15 protein-coding genes are annotated in these 16,900 nt (G+C 63.0%); 7 read left to right on the top strand and 8 right to left on the bottom strand.

The features are described 5' to 3' along the window. Positions 1 to 20: 20 nt before the first annotated feature. Both eutC and FNA46_RS04310 read right to left on the bottom strand, forming a co-directional pair. Positions 21 to 806: an ethanolamine ammonia-lyase subunit EutC gene (gene eutC, locus FNA46_RS04315; RefSeq protein WP_143124046.1), complete on the bottom strand. Its 786-nt coding sequence runs from the start codon at positions 804 to 806 to the stop codon at positions 21 to 23. A gap of 10 nt (positions 807 to 816) precedes the next feature. Beyond that, positions 817 to 2,208: an ethanolamine ammonia-lyase subunit EutB gene (locus FNA46_RS04310; protein WP_142881112.1), complete on the bottom strand. Its 1,392-nt coding sequence runs from the start codon at positions 2,206 to 2,208 to the stop codon at positions 817 to 819. A gap of 429 nt (positions 2,209 to 2,637) precedes the next feature. On the opposite strand from FNA46_RS04310, the gene FNA46_RS04305 reads away from it, so the two are divergent. Together FNA46_RS04305 and FNA46_RS04300 are read left to right on the top strand one after the other, a co-directional pair. Then, positions 2,638 to 3,663, top strand: coding sequence for a four-carbon acid sugar kinase family protein (locus tag FNA46_RS04305; protein WP_142881111.1), 1,026 nt, complete (start codon positions 2,638 to 2,640; stop codon positions 3,661 to 3,663). A gap of 1 nt (position 3,664) precedes the next feature. Continuing rightward, positions 3,665 to 4,372 carry a FadR/GntR family transcriptional regulator gene (locus FNA46_RS04300; protein ID WP_142881110.1) on the top strand — a complete coding sequence of 236 codons (708 nt, stop codon included), beginning with the start codon at positions 3,665 to 3,667 and terminating at the stop codon, positions 4,370 to 4,372. Positions 4,373 to 4,405: 33 nt separating this feature from the next. On the opposite strand, the gene FNA46_RS04295 is transcribed toward FNA46_RS04300, so the two are convergent. The 3 genes from FNA46_RS04295 to FNA46_RS04285 are packed head-to-tail and all read right to left on the bottom strand — an operon-like array spanning position 4,406 to position 7,679. Next, positions 4,406 to 5,524 (bottom strand): iron-containing alcohol dehydrogenase, encoded by a 1,119-nt coding sequence (locus tag FNA46_RS04295; protein ID WP_142881109.1) that lies wholly within the window; start codon positions 5,522 to 5,524, stop codon positions 4,406 to 4,408. A gap of 5 nt (positions 5,525 to 5,529) precedes the next feature. Beyond that, positions 5,530 to 6,486: a 4-hydroxythreonine-4-phosphate dehydrogenase PdxA gene (gene pdxA, locus FNA46_RS04290; protein WP_142881108.1), complete on the bottom strand. Its 957-nt coding sequence runs from the start codon at positions 6,484 to 6,486 to the stop codon at positions 5,530 to 5,532. Then, a complete protein-coding gene (locus FNA46_RS04285; RefSeq protein WP_142881107.1) occupies positions 6,483 to 7,679 on the bottom strand; it encodes a sialidase family protein in 1,197 nt (398 codons plus the stop codon). Before FNA46_RS04285 ends, pdxA begins: the two co-directional genes overlap by 4 nt. Positions 7,680 to 8,051: 372 nt before the next feature. On the opposite strand from FNA46_RS04285, the gene FNA46_RS04280 reads away from it, so the two are divergent. The 5 genes from FNA46_RS04280 to FNA46_RS04260 all read left to right on the top strand — a co-directional run bounded on the left by FNA46_RS04280 (position 8,052) and on the right by FNA46_RS04260 (position 14,070). Further along, entirely contained in the window at positions 8,052 to 9,563 is a 1,512-nt protein-coding gene (locus tag FNA46_RS04280) for an ABC transporter substrate-binding protein (RefSeq protein ID WP_142881106.1), read from the top strand. Between the two features lie 110 nt (positions 9,564 to 9,673). Then, the gene (locus tag FNA46_RS04275) at positions 9,674 to 10,588 is read left to right on the top strand and encodes an ABC transporter permease (protein WP_142881105.1); all 915 of its coding nucleotides are present in this window, start codon (positions 9,674 to 9,676) and stop codon (positions 10,586 to 10,588) included. 75 nt (positions 10,589 to 10,663) lie between these two features. Next, on the top strand, positions 10,664 to 11,530 hold the full coding sequence (locus tag FNA46_RS04270) for an ABC transporter permease (protein WP_143124045.1): 867 nt from the start codon (positions 10,664 to 10,666) through the stop codon (positions 11,528 to 11,530). Further along, the gene (locus tag FNA46_RS04265) at positions 11,523 to 13,130 is read left to right on the top strand and encodes an ABC transporter ATP-binding protein (RefSeq protein ID WP_142881104.1); all 1,608 of its coding nucleotides are present in this window, start codon (positions 11,523 to 11,525) and stop codon (positions 13,128 to 13,130) included. The genes FNA46_RS04270 and FNA46_RS04265 overlap by 8 nt, the downstream gene beginning before the upstream one ends. 34 nt (positions 13,131 to 13,164) lie before the next feature. After that, entirely contained in the window at positions 13,165 to 14,070 is a 906-nt protein-coding gene (locus tag FNA46_RS04260) for a dihydrodipicolinate synthase family protein (RefSeq protein ID WP_142881103.1), read from the top strand. 150 nt (positions 14,071 to 14,220) lie between these two features. Here the strand turns inward: FNA46_RS04260 and FNA46_RS04255 are convergent, their stop codons facing one another. From FNA46_RS04255 to FNA46_RS04245, 3 genes are all read right to left on the bottom strand, one after another. Continuing rightward, the gene (locus FNA46_RS04255) at positions 14,221 to 14,727 is read right to left on the bottom strand and encodes an SGNH/GDSL hydrolase family protein (RefSeq protein ID WP_142881102.1); all 507 of its coding nucleotides are present in this window, start codon (positions 14,725 to 14,727) and stop codon (positions 14,221 to 14,223) included. Between the two features lie 140 nt (positions 14,728 to 14,867). Then, positions 14,868 to 15,797 (bottom strand): sugar kinase, encoded by a 930-nt coding sequence (locus FNA46_RS04250; RefSeq protein WP_142881101.1) that lies wholly within the window; start codon positions 15,795 to 15,797, stop codon positions 14,868 to 14,870. A gap of 5 nt (positions 15,798 to 15,802) precedes the next feature. Beyond that, positions 15,803 to 16,855: an ABC transporter ATP-binding protein gene (locus FNA46_RS04245; RefSeq protein ID WP_142881100.1), complete on the bottom strand. Its 1,053-nt coding sequence runs from the start codon at positions 16,853 to 16,855 to the stop codon at positions 15,803 to 15,805. Positions 16,856 to 16,900 lie beyond the last annotated feature (45 nt).

The raw sequence follows: 16,900 nt of genomic DNA, 5'->3' as shown, positions 1-16,900 counted from the left end.
GTAGGGATCTTGCCCCGAACCTATTCGGCTGCGCTCAGCTGCTTCGTCGCAGCCTTCAACGCGACACCGCTGACCCGGGTCTGGATCATGTCGCGGATGAGGCCTGTGATCAGGTCTGCGGCCTCGCCGATGGCCATGCCGCCCTCGCGGATGTTGGAGATGCAGTTGCGAGCGGAATCGGGGGTGCCGGATTTCGGGTCATAGGTGAGGTAGACGCCGAGGCTGTCTGCGGCCGAAAGCCCGGGGCGCTCGCCGACCATGAGGATCGTCAGCCGCACGCCCAGCGCCTCGCCGACGGGGTCGCCGAGTGCAACGCGGGCCTGGTTCGCCAGGACGACCGGTGCAATTGCGAGGCCGAGAGAGGCAAGCTTCGGCACGAGCGCCTCGATCAGCGGAACCGCGTTGAGATCGACCGCGCTTGATGACAGCCCGTCCGCCACGACGATTGCGATATCGTACGTGCTGTCTGCGGCTGCCTTATGGAGGCAATCCGCTGATTGCTGAGTCAGCAGCCGGCCGAGATCGGGCCGACGCACATAGATGCTGCGATCGGCGGCCCGGCTTTCCACCTTGATGACGGAGAGGCCAGCACGGTTCAGCCGCTCGCCAAGCGCCTGCGTATCGACGCTGCGCCAGACGGCTTCGCGGGCTCTGGCGTGGTCGAGCTGGAAGGACAGTTGCGCCCGTGTCGGCTGCCCTGAGCCGTGGCGTCCCAGCGCCACGCGCGCATTGGTCATCGCCCGAAGGTCGAGCACGGGTTCGTGTTCCGAGGGGGCGGTTTGCGTGGCTTTCCGCGCGTCAATCATCCGTCCCATGTCAGGCTCCGATCTGCAGGCTGTCTTGAACATAGTGGGACAGGGCGGCCGGCGCGCCGCGCAGCCTGCCGTCCTGGTCCGTCAGTCCGATCTCGGCAAGCCACGTCTCGAATTCCGGCGCCGGCGGCCGCTTCAGTGTCTCGCGGCAATAGATCGCGTCGTGGTGCGACAGCGACTGATAGTTCAGCATGATGTCATCGGCGCCGGGCACCGTGATGACGAAATTGACATTGGCGGCGCAGAGCAATGTCAGCAGCGTATCCATGTCTTCCTGATCGGCATCGGCGTGATTGGTGTAGCAGACATCCACCCCCATCGGCAGGCCGAGCAGCTTGCCGCAGAAGTGATCCTCGATGCCGGCCCGGATGATCTGCTTGCCGTTGAAGAGATATTCCGGACCGATGAAACCGACGACCGTATTGACCAGCAGCGGATCGAATTCGCGCGCCACCGCATAGGCGCGGGCTTCCATGGTCTGCTGGTCCACGCCGAAATGCGCATCCGAAGAGAGTGCCGCGCCCTGGCCGGTCTCGAAATACATGATGCTGGCGCCCGGCAGACCGCGCTTCAGCGACCGGCCGGCCTCGTGCGCCTCCCGCAACAGGGCAAGATCGACGCCGAAGCCGCGATTGGCCTTCTCTGACCCCGCAACCGACTGGAAGACGAGATCGACGGGCGCGCGTCTTTCCATCGCCTCGATGGCCGTCGTCACGTGGCCGAGGCAGCAGGTCTGGGTCGGGATCGCAAGCTTCTCGCGCAATTCGTCGAGCAGCGAGACAATGCGGATGTAGTCTTGCGTACTGTCTGTGGCGGGGTTGACGCCGATCACCGCATCGCCCGAGCCCATCAGCAGGCCGTCGATGGCGGAGGCGAGAATGCCGCGGCTGTCATCGGTCGGGTGGTTTGGCTGATTGCGCGTCGAAAGCCGCCCGGCAAGGCCGATCGTGTTGCGGAAGCGGGTGACTACCTGGCGCTTGGCCGAGACCGTGATCATGTCCTGCAGCCGCATGATCTTCGAGACGGCCGCGACCATTTCCGGTGTCAGCCCCCAGGTGACGGCTTCCAGCTGCCTCTGCGTCGTCTCCGGCCGCAGCAGCCATTCCCGCAATTCACCGACAGTCAGCGTCGAGATGAGCGCAAAGGCTGCCGGATCATGTTGCTTAAGGATCAGGCGGGAGACTTCGTCGTCCTCGGCCGGGATCAGTTCCTCGCCGAGAAAGGCCTTGAGCGGCAGGTCGGCCAGCGTCATCTGTGCGGCCAGCCGCTCGACCGGTCCCTCGGCGGCAAGGCCCGCCAGCTGATCACCGGATCGCTCCGGACTTGCCTTGGCAAGCAGCGTCTTCAGGTCATCGAAGCGAAAAACCGTCTGCTCGATCGTTGTCTGGTAACTCATTGTCGTCGCATGGTCCCGGATGGTGGTGCGGGCGATGTCTTGCGGAAAAGATATCGCAGCGCACCAGATAGATGATGTCATAACGCCTTTTTTTGTGCGTTGCACACCGGAAAACGACGTGTCGGATTGTCGTGTGTTCCCGGGCGGCGGAAACCGCGGGGAGGGATCGGAGCATACGAAGACGTAGGAAACGCGCGGACAATGGTGTGGCTGCGATGGAAGGTCGCCTGAGCCGTATCGTGCCGTGTCGGCACCGATCCCGGATCCGAGCGACAGGAGGGGTGCTCCGGTTGGGGCGCTGATACCTGTTTCAGGGACGCGCACTCTTGATGGACTGTCACCATGCAATTGGTGAACTGGAAAATTATTATTTTGAAATCACTTGTTTTTTGCCATAATAAAACATGACAACAATTGCGGGGTGCGGTCTTGTTGCTGGTCATTGCCGACGACCTTACGGGCGCGCTGGATTCAGCGGCGCCTTTTGCCGGGCGGGGCTTGCATGCTGAGGTCGCCCTGACCCTCGAGGGCATCGCGCCTGCACTGGCAGAGCGGCCGGACGTTCTTTCCATAGATCTTGCCTGCCGCGAAAAGACGGCGCAGCAGGCACGAGCGCTCGCCGCGTCGGCACTCCGCCTGTTGCCTGGCGTGTCAACGATCTTCGTGAAGATCGATTCCCGAATGAAGGGGCATGTCGAGGCTGTTCTTGATGCGATTCCGTTCTCGCGCGCCCTCGTTGCCCCCGCCATTCCCGAGTTTGGCCGGATCGTGACGGACGGCGCGGTCAGGGGCTTCGGCGTCGAGACGCCGATTGATATTGCAGCAGCGCTTGGTCGCCACGTCAGAGCCTGCGATGTTCCTGATACGGTGTCGCAGGTGGATATGATCGAGGCGCTTGCCCATGGCCAACGGGAGGGGTGTGATCTCTGGGTGGGCGCGCGAGGCCTTGCCGACGCCCTTGCGCAATCGATGCGCAATGTGCTGCCGCAGCAGGCGGGCATTCCGGCGGGGGCAGCCCTCCTTGTGATCGGATCGCGCGATCCGATTACGCTTCGGCAAATCGAGCGGTTGCGACAGTCCGTCGAGATCGATGATCGACCGGCGGAAAACGGGCGGCTCGTCAACCGCTCTGCCATCGCAAAAGGCATCACCCTGATCCAGGCCGTCGACGGCGCCGAGGTTTGCAGCGCCGAAGAGGTATCTGACCATCTTGCGGAGGGTGTCGTTCCCGGGCTGGTCGATCAGGTGAAGACCCTGCTTCTGTGCGGTGGTGCAACGGCGGAAGCCGTTCTGCACCGCATGGGCATTCACCGGTTCCGCCTGTTGGGAGAATGTCTGCCGGGGCTGGGGCTTGCGCAGACCGGCCAGCACTGCATCATTGCAAAATCGGGCGGTTTCGGGCAACCCGATACGCTGAGGGAAATCGCAACCACAATTCTCGGGAAGACGGGCTGAGATGGGGCTGACAGACGGCGCGGCGCGCAAGGCATTGCCGGATATCGTATTCGAGCGCATGCATCGGGCGATCAAGTCCGGTTCCTATGCGCCGGATGAGCGCCTGCCGACGGAACATGATCTGGCGGCCGAATTCGAGGTGTCGCGGCCTGTCATTCGCGAAGCCCTGCGGCGTCTGCGCGATCAGGGGCTGATCTATTCACGGCGCGGCGCCGGCAGCTTCGTGCGGGCGCTCGGTCTCAAGGAGCCCCTGGGTTTCGGCCAGCTGGAAAATGTTGCCGATCTGCTCAACTGCTACGAGTTCCGGCTGACGCTGGAGCCTGCCGCCGCAGCCTCTGCAGCACTTCGCCACGATGCGGCTGACCTTGCCAGCATCCGCCAGGCTCTGGAACTGCTCCGGGACGCCACGAACCGCCAGTCGCATCGCGAAGATGCCGACTATCAGTTCCATCTGGCCATCGCGCGTGCGGCACAGAACAGCTACTTCTTCACGGCAATGGAAGCCCTCAAGGATCACATCGCCGTCGGCATGAAGTTTCACGGCGCCTCGGTGAAGCGGGAAGCCTCCGGTCTATCACGTGTCTTCAGCGAGCATGAAGCGATTGCCGGGGCGATCGCGGCGCGCAATCCGGAGGCTGCCAGGCAACTGATGCATGACCACCTCACCGGTTCGCGCGAGCGCCTTTTCCAGTCTCCCAGACGGGACTGATCCGCCCGACTTCTCGCTTGGGATCGTCGCCTGTCAGAGGGCTGCCTCGTAGATTGCCGTCACGTCCTCAATCGACATGTCGATCGGGTTGTTGTCCATCAGGCGGCGAATGGAATGGGCATCCGCAGCAAAGCGGGGCAGATCCTCCGCGCGGGCGCCATGGGCGGCAAGCGACATTTCGATCCCGAGTTCGGCGCAGTAGGCATGGGCCGCCACGCAAAGCGCGTTCTGGCCGAGGCTCTCGCCCAGGCCGAGAGCGGCCGCGATTTCCGCCGTCTTGCCCTCCGCAGCCGGCTGGTTGAAGGCCAGCACATGCGGAAAGACAATCGCGTTCGCGAGGCCATGCGGCAGATGCAGCAACGTGCCGAGAGGGTAGGCGATGGCATGGCCTGCCGCCGTGTTGACGGGCCCGAGGCAGATGCCGCCGTAATAGGAGGCCAGCATCATCCCCTCGCGGGCTTCCGTGTCGCTGCCGTCCCGTACCGCGCGCTTGAGATACCGTCCGACCAGCGCGATGCCCATGCGGGCAAAGCCGTCGATCATCGGATGGGCACGACGGTTGGTAAAGGCCTCCACGCAATGCGCCATGGCATCCACGCCGGTTGCCGCCGTCACGGCCGGCGGAACCGAGAAGGTGAGTTCGGGATCGAGGACCGCCAGATCCGCAATCAGATGCGGGCTTTCGACTGCAATCTTGCTGCCCTTTTCCAGGTCGGTGATCAGTGAGCGGATGCCGGCCTCCGAGCCGGTGCCAGCGGTTGTGGCAACCTGGGCCAGCCGTGTCCTTCGTCCGGCCACGCGGTTTGGGCCTGCCACATCCGCGAGCGTCTGTTCGCTGTCCCAGAGGGCGGCCACCAACTTGGCGACATCCAGCACGGAGCCGCCGCCCAGACCAACGACGAGGTCCGGTTTTGCCTCCCGTGCGGCTGCCAGTGCGGCGTCCAGGGTCGCCATGTCAGGTTCGCCGGGAATGGCATCGAAGATGCGCATGCGGCCACGGATCTGCAGCTTATCGGCAAAGCCTGCCGTGACGGGGGTCGCAATGACAAGCGTCGAGCCGGCATCGCCGGCCCACCCGCCAACAGTTGCCACAGTGCCGGCACCGATGGCGAGGCGCCGCGGCTGGTGAAGGGTAATCGGGGCAATCGCCATCGGGTTTACTCCTTGCCCGCGCGACCGGCGACGAGCTTGCGCGCATACGCAATCGCCGAGAGCATGTTGCCGTGGTTGGCAATGCCCTTGCCCGCGATATCGAAGGCGGTGCCGTGATCCACGGAGGTGCGGTCGATCGGCAGGTCGACGGAGACATTGACCGCCGTATCGAAGGCCACGAGCTTGATCGGGATATGGCCCTGGTCGTGATACTGGGCAACCACCAGATCGAAGGCGCCGGAATAGGCGCGATGGAACACGGTGTCAGCGGAGATCGGCCCGTAGGCATCGATGCCTTCCGTGCGTGCGGCGGCGACGGCCGGGGCGATCTGGTCGTCATCTTCCGTGCCGAACAGGCCGTTTTCGCCGCAATGCGGGTTGATGCCGGCAATGGCGATGCGGGGGCGCTCGTAGCCGATACGCTTCAGGTGGCGGTCGCCCGCGCGAATGGTCGCCAGCACTCGCTCTGTCGTCGCCCGCCGGATGGCCTCCTGCAAGGAGACGTGGGTGGAGACATGGATGACCTTCAGACGGTCGGAGGCGAGCAGCATGTAGGCGGCGGAGGAGCCGGTGAGGCTGCGCAGCATGCCGGTATGTCCGTCGTAGTGATGGCCGGCAAGATTCAGCGCCTCCTTGTTGATGGGAGCGGTGACGATGCAGTCGATCACGCCGGCTTCGGCATCGCGAACTGCCTTCTCGATGAAGCGGAAGGCGGCGTCGCCCGCCACCGGAGACAGCGTTCCCCAGGCAAGCGGGGCGCCCTCGACCGGCAGGTCGATAACGAATGGTGCAAGATCGACCGGGAGGCCAAGCGCCGCGCGGGCGGCTTGCAGCGTCGCCAGGTTGCCGTAGATGCGGGTTGCTGCGCGATCAACGTCCGACATGTCGGCAAGCGCCCGGACGGTGATTTCCGGGCCGACGCCGCACGGGTCGCCCATGGTGATGCCGATGATCCTGCTCATGCTTGTCTCCCGTCTGCGGCACCTGCCCAGCCGGGGGCAAGATGGACATATTTGATCGCGCGTCGATGGTAGGTGTAGCTGATGTGAAGGCTGCCGTCGGCGTCCTCCAGCAGCCAGGGATAGGACATTTCCAGATTGCGGCCGTCTGTCGAATCGTTGGAAAGGCAGGTGCCGGGGCCCTCCTCGATCAGGATACGGATCGGGAAGGTTCTGCCTCCATCCTCGGACAGGCAGACTGCGACCGGTGCACGCGGCACGCCCCAGACCGGGATGCAGCCGCCGGCGGGATCGGCGTCCGGACGGTCATCCTCCAGGCCGAGTTCATCGTAGAGCGATGCGCGCCTTTCGGTGGAGGTGGTCGCATTGACCGGATTGCAGATGACCGCGATCCGGCCATCCCGGAGCGCCACGGCTGCAATCGAGGAATTGTTGTTCGGGACGTCGCTCGCATGCGGCGCCGACCAGGTGCGGCCGCCATCGCTGCTTTCGGTGCGATAGACGAAATCTGCCTGGCGGCGACGGAAAAAGGCCGCCTGACGGTTGCCGGAAAGCGCGACCGGGCTCATGTGCACGCAGCCTGTGGACTGCGGCACCGCGCTCAGGTGCCAGCTTTTTCCTGAATCCGTCGAGATGCCGATGGCTGCCACGTCATGGCTCCCGTTCCATTTCTGGCCGGGGCGTTGCACGCAGCGGAAGATCGGCAAAAGCCAGGCGCCATCATCCCGCACGCCGAGCGGCGCGCGAATGAAGCAGCCGGGCGGAAGATCCAGATAGCGCCCTTCGTCTGCCGTCAACCGTGTCGGGGCTGCCGGATCGCGACGCACCTCGGCCATGCGGATGCGGCATTCGTCCTGATTTCCGGCAGGCTGCGAGGTGTGAAACAGAAGAAGGCGGCCGTCCGGCGCAGCAAACAGCACCGGGTTCTGCTCCGAATGGAGAGGATCGAAACTCAGCCTCTGGGCTTCTCCCCAGTTGCCCGCGCCCGGCGCAAGCACACTTGCAAAGATCGAGATGTCGGACTTGCCCTCCAGCGAGCCACCGAACCAGGTGCAGATCAAGGCGCCCTCGGTCGTCGCGTGAAGGAAGCTCGCATGGTTCTGGACCATGGGCGAAGGCAGCAGCGCTTCACGGCGTCCCGTCGCTGTCGCATGGATGGCCCCGGTCATGCCGAAGGCTATTTCCTCAGGTGTCATAAGCCTCTCCTCTCTGGCGCAAGGATTGCCATTTTGCCAAAGTTGTCAAGTTTTATAATCGTCGCATCGTCTTCTGTCGCTTCGGAGGATTTGAAATAAAATATTGAAAATAAACGATTTTTTTAGAAGTCGGAAAATTGTATGCGTCTGCTTGTCTGAAATAATTTGACAAACTTGCCTGGAAGTCCGATGTTTGGGGCAGCAACCGTCGAGCTTGGCGTGTGGGCTCGTGCGACCGGTCGGTCGCTGCATCTTTTCCTGATGTGGCCTTGGGGAGGGCGGGGTGCAGCCTGCGTGAGGAAGACCTGTCCGCCGGGTTGGCTGGCTGATGGCGGGACATGATGATACGTCGCAACCTGGGAGGAGTATGACGTGAAGAAGACCTTGATTTCCGGTGCCCTGATTGCGGGTGCCACGCTGTTTTCGGCCTTGTCGCCCGCGCTTGCGGCGTCCGGCGCGATCAAGATCGTGCTGCCGGAAGAAGCGGACCTGCTCGAACCCTGCATGGCGACCCGTTCCAATATCGGCCGCATCATCATGGAGAATGTCAGCGAGACGCTGACCGAACTGGACGTGCGTGGCAAGAAGGGTGTCATGCCGCGCCTGGCGGAAAAGTGGGAGCAGAATGCCGATGGCAGCTGGCGCTTTCATCTGCGTCAGGGGGTGAAATTTTCCGACGGCACCGTCTTCGATGCCAAGGATGTCAAGCACAGCTTCGACCGCGTGATGAGCGACAAGATCACCTGCGAAGCCAAGCGCTACTTCGGCGGCATGACGATCACCACGAATGTGGTGGACGACAATACGATCGACATCAAGACGCAGCCTGTCCAGCCGATCCTGCCGCTCCTGATGTCGCTCGTCACGATCGTGCCGGAAAGCACACCGATGCAGTTTGTTCGCGAGCCGGTCGGGACCGGGCCCTACAAGCTGACGAACTGGACGCCGGGCCAGCAGATCGTTCTCGAAACCCGCGAGGATTACTGGGGCAAGAAGCCTTCCGTGACCAAGGCCACCTATCTGTTCCGCGCCGACCCCTCGGTGCGTGCCGCCATGGTGCAGACCGGCGAAGCGGATCTGTCACCCTCGATCTCACAGCTTGATGCCACCAACCCGAAGACCGATTTCTCCTATCTCGACAGCGAGACGGTCTATCTGCGTATCGATCACAACATTGCACCGCTGAACGATGTGCGGGTACGGAAGGCGCTGAACCTTGCCATCGACCGTCAGGCCTTCCTCGGTACGCTGGTGCCAGAGGGGGCGGTTCTGGCAACCGCGATCGTTCCGCCGACGACGCTCGGCTGGAACCCGGATGTGAAGCAGTTCCCGCATGACGTGGCGGCTGCCAAGAAGCTGCTTGCAGAGGCCAAGGCGGCCGGCGTGCCGGTGGAGACGCCGATCACGATCATCGCGCGCACGGCGAACTTTCCGAACGTGACCGAGATCATGGAAGCCATCCAGGCGCAGCTTCAGGAAGCGGGCTTCAAGGTCGAGCTGAAGTTCGTCGAGGTGGCGGAACACGAGACCTATTATTCCAAGCCGTTCAAGGAAGGGCGCGGGCCGCAGCTGGTTGCCGCAATGCACGACAATTCCAAGGGCGACCCGTCCTTCTCGATGTTCTTCAAATATGCTTCGAAGGGAACGCAGTCCGGCTTCTCCGATCCGAAGGTGGACGATCTGATCCAGCGCGCCTCCGCAGCCGTGGGCGATGAACGGGCCAGGCTGTGGTCGCAGCTGATCGCCTACCTGCATGACGATGTCGTGGCGGATGTCCTGCTCTTCCACATGGTGGGCTTTGCCCGTGTCTCGGAAAAGCTCGACTTCAAACCGACGATCGCCACCAACAGCATGCTGCAGCTCTCCGAGATCGGCATCAGGTAAGGCGGTGGCCCGCCGGATGCCGCTTCGCGGCGTCCGGCATCTTCGTGGCGGCGGGCCATACCCGCTGCCCGCTTTCAGCCGTCGCCATCCGTGGGAAGGGGAGGACGATCATGCTCAGTTTCATCCGCAAACGCTCTGTCGCCAGCCTGATCTCGCTGGTCGGACTGATCGTGATGGTGTTCTTCCTGTCGCGCATGACCGGGGATCCGGCCTCGCTCTTCCTGCCTGTCGAGGCGTCTGCGGAAATGAAACAGCAGTTCCGGGAGTTGCACGGGCTGAATGATCCGCTGCTCGTCCAGTTCGGTCGCTACGTCGGCGATGTCGTGACCGGTGACCTCGGCGAATCCTACCGCAAGGCGCGGCCGGCGCTTGATGTCGTGACGGAAGCCTTCACCTGGACACTGTGGCTGGCCCTCATTACCATGAGCCTTGTCACCAGCGCCGCCATTGTCGTCGGTTCGCTGGCTGCCTTCCGCTCCGGCGGCTTTTTCGATCGCATTGCCTCGATGCTGTCGCTGATCGGCGCATCGGTGCCGGATTTCTGGCTGGCGATCGTTGCCATCGTTCTCTTCTCCGTCAATCTGGCCTGGCTGCCGACGTCAGGCACGGGATCGGTGCTCCACTGGATCCTGCCGATTGGCGTTCTCTTCGTGCGCCCCTTCGGCATCATCGTGCAGGTGGTGCGCGGCTCGATGATCAGCGCGCTCTCTTCGGCCTATGTGAAGACGGCGCGGGCAAAGGGGGTCCGTTCCGGACCGATCATCTTCATCCATGCGCTGCGCAATGCGATGCTGCCTGTTATCACCGTGATCGGCGATCAGGCGGCGAGCCTGCTGAACGGTGCCGTCGTGGTCGAGACGATTTTCGGCTTCCCCGGCGTCGGCAAACTGATGATCGATTCCATCCTGCAGCGTGATTTCAACGTGGTGCTGGCGGCCATTCTCGTCACGGCACTTGCCATCTTTCTGATGAACCTGCTGATCGACCTTTGCTACGCACTGCTCGATCCGCGTATCCGCCACTGAGGAGGCTACCCGTTGAGCCTGTCATCCACCGAAACCGATCCGGCGCTGCGCGAGGAGCCGTCTCTTGGCGTGCGCATGGGGCGTATGCTGCTGGCGGACAAGTTTGCGCTGGTGGCAGCCCTCTTCCTTGTCGTGATGGTCATTCTCGCCCTGGTCGGCCCGGCATGGCTTGGCGAGGAGGCGGTCAGGCAGAACCTGCGCGGACGCAATCTCGCGCCCTTCGACTGGTCGCGTGGCTGGATCTGGTGTATGGGGGCCGATGCGCTGGGAAGGCCGCTGTTTGCCCGCATTATCGTCGCAACCCAGAACACCCTGATGGTGGCCGCAGGTGCCGTTGTTCTATCGGCCGCGATCGGCACCTTTCTCGGCCTGATGGCCGGCTTTTCCTCGCCGCGCATCAGCCAGATCATCATGCGGCTCGCTGACGTCATCATGTCCTTCCCGTCGCTGCTGATCGCAGTCATCGTGCTCTATCTGCTGGGTTCCTCCATCGTGAACCTGATGGTGGTGCTGTCGATCACCCGCATCCCCGTCTATCTGCGCACCACCCGGGCGGAGGTTCTGGAAATCCGCGAGCGCATGTTCGTTCAGGCGGCCCGCGTGATGGGGGCCTCCAGCAACCGCATCCTCTTCCGCCACATCCTGCCGATCGTCTTTCCAACCCTGACAACGCTTGCCACGCTGGACTTCGCCTATGTGATGCTGGCAGAAAGCGCGCTCTCCTTCCTCGGCATCGGCATCCAGCCCCCTGACATTACCTGGGGCCTGATGATTTCGCAGGGACGTCAGTACCTGACCAATGCCTGGTGGCTGTCCTTCTGGCCGGGCCTGGCCATCATTCTCACCACTCTCTCGCTCAACCTGCTGTCGAACTGGCTGCGCATCGCGCTCGATCCCGTGCAGCGCTGGCGGCTGGAAATGAAGGAGCCTGCAAATGGCTGAGCATCTGCTGGACGTGCGCAATCTCTCCGTCGAGTTCTACACCGCATCCGGGGTGGTGAAGGCGGTGCGCAATATCTCCTACCACCTCGATCGCGGCGAAACGCTCGCCATCCTCGGCGAAAGCGGCTCCGGCAAGTCCGTCTCTTCGGCCGCGATCATGAACCTCATCGATATGCCGCCTGGCCGCATCACCTCCGGCGAGATCTTTCTCGATGGCGAGGATCTGCTGACGATGAGGCCGGACGAGCGGCGTGAGGTGAACGGCAAGCGGATCGCGATGATCTTTCAGGATCCGCTCAGCCATCTCAATCCCGTCTACACCGTCGGCTGGCAGATCCGCGAGGCAATGACCACGCACGGGCTCCCGAAGGATGCAGCGGATGCGCAAGCCATCCGCCTGCTCGGGCGGGTCGGCATTCCCGATCCGCAGGCGGCGATGGACAAGTATCCGCACCAGTTTTCCGGCGGCCAGCGCCAGCGCGTGATGATCGCCATGGCGCTGGCGCTGCGCCCCGATCTCCTGATCGCCGACGAACCCACCACCGCGCTCGACGTGACGGTCCAGGCCGATGTGCTGGCGCTTCTGAAAGAGTTGCAGCGGGAAATCGGCATGGGCGTGCTGATCATCACCCATGACCTTGGCGTGGTGGCTGAAATCGCTGACCGCGTGGTGGTGATGGAAAAGGGTGCGCTGGTTGAAAGCGGCACCGTGCGCGAGGTCTACAAGAACCCGAAGCATCCCTATACGCGCCGGCTGATCGCGGCCGCTCCCGGCAAGGGCGTCATGCACGAGGGGGAGACACAGGGTGAGGTCCTGCTCTCGGTGCGCGATGTCTGCAAGAATTACGGAGCATTCCAGGCCCTCAAGGGCGTGTCCTTCGACCTGATGGCCGGCCAGACGCTTGCAATCGTCGGCGAGAGCGGCTCCGGGAAATCGACGCTGGCGCGTGTTCTCCTGCGCCTCGACGAGCCGGATTCCGGTCAGGCGATCTGGAAGGGCAGGGACCTTTTCCAGCTGTCGCCAAGAGAGATTTACAGGCTCAGGCGCGATCTGCAGATGGTGTTCCAGGATCCGACCCAGTCGCTCAATCCGCGCATGACCGTCTTCCAGCTGGTGTCCGAAGCCTGGGTGATCCATCCAGACATTCTGCCAAGAGCGAAGTGGCGTGAGCGGGTTGCCGAACTGCTGCAGCAGGTGGGTCTTTCGCCCGACCATATGCGGCGTTATCCGCACCAGTTTTCCGGCGGCCAGCGGCAGCGTATCGCCATTGCCCGGGCGCTTGCGCTGGAACCGCGCCTGATCATCTGCGACGAAGCGGTGTCGGCGCTCGACGTCTCGGTTCAGGCGCAGGTGATCGAACTGCTGGACAAGCTCAGGCGCCAGACCGGCATTTCCTTCATCTTCATCGCCCATGACCTGCCGGTGGTGCGGGACTTTGCCGATCAGGTGATGGTGATGCAGAAGGGCAGGATCGTCGAGCTTGGCGGCGTGCGGCAGATTTTCGAGGCGCCGCGCGAGCCCTATACACAGGCACTTCTGGCGGCGAGCCTCGATCCCGATCCGGATGTTCAGGCCGCCCATCGCGCCAGACGGGCCTGACGGCCGCTATTTCCATCAACGGAGATTTTCTTTCATGTCCGCCCAGGCTTTTGTCGCCCTCGTCACCTGTTTCAACGAGGACGAAACAATCAATTTCGAAGCCACCCGTGCGCAGGTGCGCCGGCAGGTGGCAGCAGGCAACAACATCATGTGCGCCGGCACCAATGGCGATTTCACGGCGCTGACCTTCGAGGAAAAGGTGCGGCTGACCGAAGAAGTGGTGGACGAAGTGGCCGGCAAGGTGAAGGTCATCGTCAACGCCGGGATGCCCGCCACCTTCGAAACGCTGAAGCTTGCCCGCGCATTCGACCGGATCGGCGTCGATGGCATTGCCGTCATCACCCCCTTTTTCATCGCCTGCACGCAGGATGGCCTCATCCGTCATTTCTCGACGGTTGCCGATGCGGTCCGGACACCGGTCTATCTCTACGACATTCCGGCGCGCACCCAGAACCATATCGAGCCGGAAACGGCCCGCACGCTGGCGCGCCATGGCAACATTGCCGGCATCAAGGATTCCGGCGGCGCGCAGCAGACGCTTGAAGCCTATCTGCAGGTGGCGCATGACGTGCCCGGCTTCAATGTCTATTCCGGGCCGGATCATCTTGTTCTCTGGTCGCTGCAGAACGGTGCCGCCGGCTGCATTTCCGGTCTCGGCAATGCCCTGCCACATGTTCTGGCCGGCATTCTCGATGCCTTCAACCGGGGCGACATCGCCGAAGCCGAACGGCAGCAGGCAATTTATACGGCTTTCCGCACCGATCTCTATGCGCTGGGATTTGCGCCGGCCATGGTCAAACGGGCGCTTTACCTGCAAGACGCCTCGGTTGGTGCCAGCCGCCAGCCGGCACTGTTGCCGGACCCGCTACAGGACGAGAAGATCCGAGAGATCCTCGCCCGTTACGGTATTGATGCCGGTATGGGGCGAGCCGCCGGGTAATAGAGCGATACCAGCGAAAGCGGAGACCGGCTTTTGCGTCCGGAAGCGCCTGGAAACAGAGAGATAGATGGTTTCTGGCGGTTCCCTGTTGCCTGAAAAGCACCCGGCGAACGGTCAGAGACCATCACTCCGCACTGCCGATGATGGCCGTCATTTCTTTTTCAGCGCGTCAATGACCGAGGGCAGCAGGCGCTCTGCAAGTTTCTGGTATCCGCCGGCGGTCAGATGCTGCCCGTCCGACTGTCGCGGAAAGTCCTTGAACCAGGAGTTCGGGATCTTGATGAAGGCGATATGCCGTGCGGCAAGCTTCTGCTTGATCTCTTTCACATTGTCCGATCGATCCGTATCGGAATCCCGCACGCGGCCTGGCTGGAAGATCACGACCTTCGTGTCGCTCCCGAGGGTGCTGTCTAGCCTTGAGAGCATGGCGGCGGTCGTTTCACCGCCGTAAACGCCAGCATTCTCAACGGAAACCGCATAGCCCTTTTCCGCGAGCATCTTCTTTAGCTGAGATGGGTAATCTTCCCCGCGCGACACACCGTGCCCGTAGGTCTGGCTGGCGCCGATGGCGACAATCGTGGCAGCTTTGGCGGGCAGGGCTGATGCTGCAAGAAGCGATGCGATGGTGATGCGGATGAAGATGCTGGAAAGCGGCATTGCTTTACTCCGAGCCGTGCTGAATAATTCTTATGAAATATTGCGTTTCGGGTAAAGCGATGCGGTGTTGAGCTGTATGTATCCTGTCTCGCCAAGGTTGTTTCGAATACAACGACTTGGGTCTGGTGTTTCCGCGAACGTCAGAGGCCAGTTTGTACGGGCGAAAGACGTCGTAGCGCGGCTTGCGCATCGGCACGCAGCGGCATACCGCGGCGGCCTCCGAAAACGGTGCATTTCAGCGCAGCCGTCACCGAGCCAAGGCGGATGGCATCGGCAACCGACATCTCCTCGGCAAGACCAAGGGCGAAGGCGCCGTGAAACGCATCCCCGGCGGCGAGCGTGTCTATAGCCTCGATGGCAAGCGCCGGCTGACGGCACAGCGTTCTACCCTCCGGCTCCAGCCAGTAGCTGCCTCGTTCGCCGAAGGTGACGGACACCAGTGCAGTGCGGAATTGTTCTGCAAGGTCGCGTACGAGTGCTGCCTCGTTCCGTTCGGTGCTCAGCGAGCGGGCGGCAGGCTCGGAGAAGATGATGTGGGTCGCGAAGGCGGCGAGATCGCGCAGTGTGTCAACCGGCGCCACATCCCCGTCGAGAATGGCCGGAATGCCTCGGCCAGTTGCGGCCCGCAGCACCTGACGTGCCAGCGCCGGCCAGCGCACATCCACCAGCACGGCATCGAAGCGGGCAAGGTCGTCTTCCGTCACGCGCGGCGGTTCGGCGTGCAATCGGTGATCATAGAAGGGTATGATCAGCCGATCGCCGTGGTCATCGACCAGAATTGTCGACAGCGCCGAGGGCGCTCCCGGTGCAATGCGCATGCCGTCTGTGTCTATCCCGTCTGCCGCAAGACCCTGCCGGATGCGGTCGCCTGTCTCATCATCGCCGACCGCGCCCCAGAGCGTCGCCGCGCCGCCGAGCCGCACCACGGCATAAGCGGCGCTCGACGCCATGCCCTCGGGGATCTGCACCATGTCATAGGGCAGAACCTTGCCTTCCCCCGTCGGCAAGGTGCGGACGCGGAAGATCGTGTCAAGGACGGCCGCGCCGACGCAAAGAACCTGCTTGGTCATGGTCGTCAGAGGCGAAGGCCGGTCTGCTTGTCGAACAGATGGATCCGGGCCGGATCGATGTCGATAGAGACCGTGTCGCCGAACCGCACGTCCAGGCGCTCGCGGAACAGGCAGGCGATTTCCTCGCCGCGGGCATCAAGCTTGGCGTAGATTTCCGAGCCGGTTCCCTCGACCAGCGTCGCACGGCCCTCGATCCCGTGGGTTGCCGCCCGGATATGTTCCGGACGCACACCATAGACCAGATCACGGCCGCCGGCGGCGGCCACGCCCTGCGGCAGCGGCAGGATCAGGCCCTTCTTGGTGCGGAAGGCGCCTTCCTCGATGCGGCCATCGATGAAGTTCATCGCGGGAGAGCCGATGAAGCCGGCAACGAAAAGATTGGACGGGCGGTCGTAGAGTTCGAGCGGCGCGCCGATCTGCTCGATGTGGCCATCATGCAGCACCACGATCTTGTCGGCCATGGTCATGGCTTCCACCTGGTCGTGGGTCACGTAGATCGTCGTCGTGCCGATGCGTTGATGCATGGTCTTGATCTCGCCGCGCATCTGCACGCGCAGCTTGGCATCGAGGTTGGACAGCGGCTCGTCGAACAGGAAGACCTGCGGATCGCGCACGATCGCGCGGCCCATGGCAACGCGCTGGCGCTGGCCGCCGGACAGCTGGCGCGGATAGCGGTCCAGAAGCTTTTCGAGTCCGAGGATGCCCGCTGCACGCTGAACCTTGGTCCTGATCTCGGCGGGATCGGCCTTCTTCAGCTTGAGCGCAAAGCCCATATTGTCAGCGACCGTCATGTGCGGATAGAGCGCATAGTTCTGGAACACCATGGCGATGTCGCGGTCACGCGCCGGAAGATGCGACACCTCGCGCGGCCCGATGCGGATTGCGCCGCCGGTGACTTCCTCCAGCCCCGCGATCATGCGCAGCAGGGTGGACTTGCCGCAGCCGGAGGGACCGACCAGCGCCACGAATTCGCCGTCGGCGATGTCGATATCGATGCCGTGAATGACCTTCACCGCGCCGTAGTTCTTCTGGATGTTCTGGATATTGACGGTTGCCATGATGTGTCCTGACAAGAAGCGGGGGGATTGAGGAGGGAGGGCTTT

It is taken from the genome of Affinirhizobium straminoryzae, from assembly GCF_007004135.1.
GTDB lineage: Bacteria > Pseudomonadota > Alphaproteobacteria > Rhizobiales > Rhizobiaceae > Neorhizobium > Neorhizobium straminoryzae.
The sequence above is the reverse complement of the archived record's forward strand: the minus strand, read 5'-3'. Positions and strand labels throughout refer to the sequence as shown.

Coding starts and splice junctions, on each gene's coding strand:
- pdxA (WP_142881108.1), bottom strand. CDS start 6,486: ATGAGCAGGATCATCGGCATCACCATGGGCGACCCGTGCGGCGTCGGC.
- eutC (WP_143124046.1), bottom strand. CDS start 806: ATGATTGACGCGCGGAAAGCCACGCAAACCGCCCCCTCGGAACACGAA.
- FNA46_RS04270 (WP_143124045.1), top strand. CDS start 10,664: ATGGGGCGTATGCTGCTGGCGGACAAGTTTGCGCTGGTGGCAGCCCTC.
- FNA46_RS04285 (WP_142881107.1), bottom strand. CDS start 7,679: ATGACACCTGAGGAAATAGCCTTCGGCATGACCGGGGCCATCCATGCG.
- FNA46_RS04310 (WP_142881112.1), bottom strand. CDS start 2,208: ATGAGTTACCAGACAACGATCGAGCAGACGGTTTTTCGCTTCGATGAC.
- FNA46_RS04275 (WP_142881105.1), top strand. CDS start 9,674: ATGCTCAGTTTCATCCGCAAACGCTCTGTCGCCAGCCTGATCTCGCTG.
- FNA46_RS04250 (WP_142881101.1), bottom strand. CDS start 15,797: ATGACCAAGCAGGTTCTTTGCGTCGGCGCGGCCGTCCTTGACACGATC.
- FNA46_RS04245 (WP_142881100.1), bottom strand. CDS start 16,855: ATGGCAACCGTCAATATCCAGAACATCCAGAAGAACTACGGCGCGGTG.
- FNA46_RS04300 (WP_142881110.1), top strand. CDS start 3,665: ATGGGGCTGACAGACGGCGCGGCGCGCAAGGCATTGCCGGATATCGTA.
- FNA46_RS04295 (WP_142881109.1), bottom strand. CDS start 5,524: ATGGCGATTGCCCCGATTACCCTTCACCAGCCGCGGCGCCTCGCCATC.
- FNA46_RS04255 (WP_142881102.1), bottom strand. CDS start 14,727: ATGCCGCTTTCCAGCATCTTCATCCGCATCACCATCGCATCGCTTCTT.
- FNA46_RS04260 (WP_142881103.1), top strand. CDS start 13,165: ATGTCCGCCCAGGCTTTTGTCGCCCTCGTCACCTGTTTCAACGAGGAC.
- FNA46_RS04265 (WP_142881104.1), top strand. CDS start 11,523: ATGGCTGAGCATCTGCTGGACGTGCGCAATCTCTCCGTCGAGTTCTAC.